The 5997-nt window shown below is 68.5% G+C and carries 4 protein-coding genes and 1 pseudogene; 2 read left to right on the plus strand and 3 right to left on the minus strand.

The window, feature by feature from the left end; genetic code table 11:
- Positions 1-254: pseudogene (locus VGS97_RS25455) on the minus strand (cell surface protein); the annotation flags it as partial.
- Positions 255-838: 584 nt separating this feature from the next.
- On the opposite strand from VGS97_RS25455, the gene VGS97_RS25460 reads away from it, so the two are divergent.
- Positions 839-2929, plus strand: a complete 2091-nt coding sequence (locus VGS97_RS25460; RefSeq protein ID WP_326856186.1) for an ABC transporter substrate-binding protein — start codon at positions 839-841, stop codon at positions 2927-2929.
- 31 nt (positions 2930-2960) lie between these two features.
- On the opposite strand, the gene VGS97_RS25465 is transcribed toward VGS97_RS25460, so the two are convergent.
- The gene (locus tag VGS97_RS25465) at positions 2961-3188 is read right to left on the minus strand and encodes a hypothetical protein (RefSeq protein WP_326856187.1); all 228 of its coding nucleotides are present in this window, start codon (positions 3186-3188) and stop codon (positions 2961-2963) included.
- Between the two features lie 89 nt (positions 3189-3277).
- On the opposite strand from VGS97_RS25465, the gene VGS97_RS25470 reads away from it, so the two are divergent.
- Positions 3278-3649, plus strand: coding sequence for a thioesterase family protein (locus VGS97_RS25470; protein WP_326856188.1), 372 nt, complete (start codon positions 3278-3280; stop codon positions 3647-3649).
- Between the two features lie 118 nt (positions 3650-3767).
- On the opposite strand, the gene VGS97_RS25475 is transcribed toward VGS97_RS25470, so the two are convergent.
- Positions 3768-5312 (minus strand): MFS transporter, encoded by a 1545-nt coding sequence (locus tag VGS97_RS25475; RefSeq protein ID WP_326856189.1) that lies wholly within the window; start codon positions 5310-5312, stop codon positions 3768-3770.
- Positions 5313-5997: the final 685 nt, after the last annotated feature.

Raw genomic sequence — 5997 nt, forward strand, 5'->3', positions numbered from 1 at the left:
ACGGAGGCCGCGTTGTTGTACACGGTCTGGCCGTAACCGGAGCCGTTGCCCCAGTTGCTGAACGTGTAGTACTCCAGATCGTATTCGCCGGGCGTCGACCAGTGCTCGTACGAGCCGAGCTCGTTGGAGTTGTAGTACAGGCAGACCTGGCCTGCCGGGCAGGATTCGGCGGCGGAGGCCGGTCCGGCGGCGACGACGACGGTGGCGACCGACGCGGCGAGCGCGATGGCGGCCGACGTGCGCTTGAACTTCACGTGTATCCGTTCCTTCCAGAGAGTCGTTCCCTGACCCCGTGTCAAGTCGCGGCAGGGCGCTGAGGCGAGCGATTCGAGCGTGGAAATTCGGTTGCCGCGACCGTTGGAGGCCCCGTGACGGCGTGGGGGACTGTTCTTCTACGACCCGCGCATCGCTCGAAGAGAAGTCGTGCGGTACAGACCCCGGCAGTGGTGGGTTTGCACCACTGCCAAGGCCTGCCGCGCCCCCCGGCGGGTCCTGTCCGAGTCACCGGTGTGGTGCCCCCATCGGACGGAAAGGACCCGGGTGATTTGCGATCACCTTGGTTCCAGTACAGGGGCGGGGCGGGCCTCAGGCAAGCGAACCGGCGCTTTCCGGCGCGCACCGGTCCGGTCCGGTGCACCGGACGGGACCGGAATCAGTGGACTGGCTACCATCCCGGTGGGCAGTATCTCGCAATAACGACATCACGGGCCGGCAACTTAGGCAGGTACCTCATGCCCTCTCCACATCAGAGACCTGGTGCGCTGCGTGGCGCCCGCCACGCGACAAAGTGCACGAACCGCACGCCGGCCGATCGGTCGATCACCGTCACAGAGCCGCAATGGTGACGGGCGGCGGTGAGCAGGTCGGCGGCCCGGCCATGCCAGGCTTGGACGCGTTGACGACGCGCGAGGCGTACATGGCCGCGGTACGTCAGTGCTTCCGGGAGAGCGGTCTTACCTACCGTGCAGTGGTCAAGCGGCTTGAGGATGCACACGCCACCAGGGCGGAGCGCTTTGCACCCCGCAAGGAGAACACCTTCCAGGACCTGGTCACCAAGGGCGTCATGCCGAGGATCTGGGTCGATAGCCAGGGTCTGGGCACCCTGCCGCAGTTGCTGCTGGCCCTTGGATACAGCGCACAGCAGCGCGAGGGCTGGAAGAAGGCCTGGGCACGCATCGAGGCGACTCCCCAGAACCTGCCCGCCCCGATCAGCGAACCAGCCGCGCCGGTGCCCGTCGTCGCGCCCGATCCGGTCCGGCGCCACAAGCCACGCCGCTTCCTTGTGCTCGCCATGGCGATGCTGCTCGTGGCCGCCGCCGTGGCCATCGGGGGAACGCTGCTGGCCCGCTCCGTCGGTGCCGCGCCGCCCGCCTCCGTGGACCTGACGGAGTGGTCCCGGCAAACTCGCAACACCCCGGGCGAGATCGACGGGCAGTGCATCGGGGTCACCGACGGGCGCTTCGCCTTCGGCTCGAAAAACCCGATCGTCCTGAGCCTGCTGGCCGCCCTGTACCAGCAGAACGACCTCACCATGAGAAGCCCGCACATTGACATCGCGCTGAACGTCACGCTCACCGACTCGGGCACCGGCTGCGCCGCGGACCCCGCACCGGCCCTCCAGCGCGGCGGGCCCGGCTGTTACCCCGATTCGGGCACCGGCATCCCCCCGGACGGCGCCACGCGCACCTCGGAGAACGTCACCGCCGCCTACACCGAGCTACGCGGGGCGCTGATGGCCCAGTGCCAGTACAACAACACCGAAGGCCACGAACCCAAACTACGCATCCTGATCGCCAACGCCGGCGACTCCTACCAGTACGCCGGCGAACTGGCGCAACGCGAAAGCGATCTGGCCGACCACGACCCGCAGTTCGCCGCGGTGCTCGGGCTCTACCAAAGCCGCAAGGACACCCTGGACGCCGAGCAGATCCTCAGCGCACACCACATACCGATCGTGGTTTCCGCCGCCTCCGCCGACGCCATCACCATCGCCCCGGACAACCAGGGCAGGCCCTTCGACGACCTGGTGCGCCTGGCAGCCACCAACAACCGGGAGACCGCACGCATCGTCGCCTTCCTCACCGACGACCTACACGCCCACAACCCCTGCCTGATCGGCTCGGTCACCGGCACCGACACCTTCACCACCAACTGGACCGCCGACCTACGTGCGCACTGGAATGACACCCAGGGCCGCGCGATCCCCACCACCACCTACGACGCCGACAAAACCACCGACGACGTCAGCACCCAGCTACAGACCGCTCCCGGCGCCTGCGGCGCATTCGCAGCACACAGCTACGACGCCATCGTCTTCAGCGGACGTGCCCGGGACCTGCAATACGTCCTCCTGGCACTCGACCACTGGGGCTACCCGCCCACCGTTCCCGTGATCGGCAGCGACGACCTGTCCAACCTCGTCGCCAACCCCGCACCCGCCACCATCGGCGACACCGACAACCGGAAGATCTACTTCGCCGACTTCGGCTTCCCCACACCGCCGCAGTCCGGTGCCCCCTACTACTTCGACCCGTTCGCCCACAGCTACCCCCGTGTCCTGGGGCCCAACACCGCCACCGGCCACCTGTACACGGCCTTCAACGCCGCCTGGCTACTCGGCCAGAGCGCCGCAGCCGTCAACACCACCACCTCCGGCGCCGGCATCACCATCGGCGGTCAGATCATGCGCGAGAACATCAGCCGCCAGATCCGCACCACCTGCGGGCAACGAGCCATGCACGGCGCCACCGGGATGATCAGCTTCGACGTCAACGGAGACCCCATGCAACAACTGATCACCATCAGCGGCATCGACGGCGCCGGCAAAACGTTCCCCACCGGCTACGACGACACCACCGACGGCATACCCGACCCCGCCACCCTCATCCAGACCATGGACCACCAAACTCTCCGATGCCGGCAAGACTGAGCGCCCCGGGGATGACTCGCCGCAGGCGCGTCTACAGGTCCATCGCTCGAACGATGATCTTGGCGGCGATCTCCGTGGTGACGTGCCGCCCGATCGTGTCGAGGATCGCCGCCGCGCCGCGCAGCCGCGACTTGATCTCCGGGTCGGACTCGCCGTCGGCGGCCCGTTCGAGCCCAAGGATCAGTTCGGCGACGAACTGGTCTGCCTGGTCTGGCTGCTCACTACCGGGAGCGGCGTCCGGCACCTCGTTCTCGTTCACGAGCCGACGTTATCCTGTGCGTTCGCACGCCGCGCGGGCGGCCTGGGAAACTCCCGCAGATCGAGCGACCACGACCATGAGGAGACTGGTTGCGTCATACGGTGACCGATGCCGATACAGCGACCGCGCTGGGAAGCGGCGACGTGCCTGTATTGGCAACGCCACGCCTGATCGCGTGGATGGAGGCGGCGACTGTACGAGTCGCGAAGCCGCTGCTCGAAGCGGGCCGGACGACAGTCGGCACCGCGGTACGCGTCGAACACCGCCGCGCGACCGCTGTGGGCGGTGGCATCGAGATCACCGCGATGCTTACGCAGAATGCCGACGGTCGCCGACTGATCTTCAGTGTTCTGGCAATCGACGACGACGAGCAGATAGTCGCGGCGGGTGAGATAGAGCGAGCGATCGTCGACAGAGCACGTTTCCTCGCGGGCGTGTCAGATACGCGCACTGATCACTGAGCCTCTTCAACCTCGACATGGCGCTGTGACGTGACCAACATCCGCGTCGCTGCGAGACATCGTCGCAACGTACGCACTCCGACCGTTGAGTGTCGTCCGCAAGAGCATGCTCGGCTCCTCAGCTCCTGACCGCGTCCTCCATCCGCGCCGGCTCCGGCCCGCGGGCGACGAAGTCCTTGCTCCGAATGAGCAGCGTGGACAGGACGCCGCCGGCGAGCGCGAGGCAAGCCGCCACGATGAGCAGGGTGTTCAGCGCCCCGGTGAAGCTGGACCCGATCGCCGTTTGCAGCGACGCGCGGGCGCTCGGCGGCACGGAGTCGAAGACCGCGCCGGTCTGGCCCGCCCGCAGCGCGCCGGTGATCTGGTCGGCACGTCCGGCGAACTGCGGGGTCGCGGCGAGTGCGTTGGTCAGCCGGTTGTGCAGCTCGGTGGTGAAGATCGAGCCGAGGGCGGCGATGCTGGTGGCGAGCCCGACTTGGCGCAGGGTCGAGTTGATCCCGGAGGCCATGCCGGCGCGCGCGGGCTCGACTACGCCGATCGCCGTGGAGGCCAGTGGCGGGTTGACGAAGCCCGCGCCGAGGCCGGAGACGATGAAGCCGGGGATCAGATGCGTCCACGAGCTGCCCGCGTCGAGGTTCGTCATCAGCAGCAGGCCGACGCCCACGGCCAGCAGCCCCGGCCCGATCAGCCAGCGCACCGGCACGTGTTCGCTCAGTCGCCCGGCGATCGTGGCGGCCAGCAGCATCGCGCCGCTGGAGACCAGCAGCCGCGTGCCGGTGGCCAGGGCCGAGTAGCCCAGCACGTTCTGTAGGTACAGGACCAGGTACAGCAGCATCGCGAACAGGGAGCCGTTCATCGCGAAGGCCGCGGCCAGGCCGCCGACGAAGGTGGGCTTGCGGAACAGGGTGAGGTCGAACATCGGGTCGGCGACGGTGAGCTCAACCACGACGAAGGCGACCAGCATCGCGCCGCCCACCACGAGGGAGAGTATTGCGCCGGTGTCGCCCCAGCTGCTCTCTCCGGCCCTGATCAGGCCGTAGACCAGGCCGACCAGGCCTGCGGTCAGCAGGATGAAGCCGGCCGGGTCCGGCTTTCCCGGATGGTCGGCGCGCGACTCGTCCACCCGCCACCGGGTCACCGCGACGGCGGCCACGCCGATGGGCACGTTGACCAGGAAGATGCCCCGCCAGCTGATCCCGGTGGTGATCAGGCCGCCGAGGATCGGGCCGAGGGAGACGGCCACGCCGGTGATCGCGCCCCAGATCCCGAAGGCGATGCCGCGGTCACGGCCGCGGAAGCTGTGCCCGAGCAGCGCCAGCGAGTTGGCGAACATGATCGCGCCGCCGAGCCCCTGACCTGCCCGGGACGCCGTGAGCATCAGCGGCGTCTGCGCCACCCCGCACAGCAGTGAGCCGAGCGTGAAGACGACCAGGCCGATCAGGAAGAGCCGCCGCCTGCCGTAACGGTCCGCCAGCACGCCCGAGGTCAGCAGGAACGAGGCCAGCGCCAGCGCGTACGCGTCGACCACCCACTGCACGTCGCTGAAGGTCGCGTGCAGGTCGCGCTGGATGTCGGGCAGCGCGACGACCACGATCGTGACGTCCAGCAGGAGCATGAACGTTCCGATGCAGACCGCCAGGAGTGTCCACCATTTCTTTTCCACGGGTGCAGCCTGGCCCGACGCGCTCACGAGGGCAAGGGCCCCGGCGCCGGATCCGGGCCGGGCGGTGGCGCGGGGCCGGGCGGTGGTGCGGGGACCGGATCGGGGATCGGATCGGGAATCGGGAACGGCGGCACCGGATCCGGTTCAGGCGGGAACGCAGGGTCGGGTGGCCGGGGCGGGGGCGGCCGTACGTCGCCTGGTACTGGGATGATCTTTTCGGTCATGGCGGGGCGGCTACCTGGCCCCGCCGGAGCTTAAAACCTCCCGAGCGGCAGCTCCCGAGCGGTAACCCCCGACTGGCCGACTTCCCGGCGTCGGCCGGTGCGGCCCGCGAAGCCAGCAGTTCATGGCATACGTGCTGTCGAAAACAACCCGTCGAGACCGAGATCGCCAGTAGGGTCATGAGCTGACGGGGGATCAGTTAGGGCTGTCATCCGGCGCAGGTGACGGCTTCCGGCTTGGCCACCGGCCGTTCACGACCCACACAGGAGCGGACCAGTAGCGTCATGCGGACGCAGAGCGCAGGGCGGCAGAACGCCGTCGAAGAACCGGCCCGTCGGCCGCGTGGCACCCGGCTTTATCTGATCGGTGTCGCGATCGATGCGCTGGGCAGTGGCCTGTGGATGCCGTTCGGCCTCATCTTCTTCACCAGGGCGCAGCACCTGGCAGTGGCGCAGGTCGGGCT

This window comes from Actinocrinis sp., assembly GCF_035946395.1.
In the GTDB taxonomy this organism is placed as follows: Bacteria; Actinomycetota; Actinomycetes; order Streptomycetales; family Catenulisporaceae; genus Actinocrinis.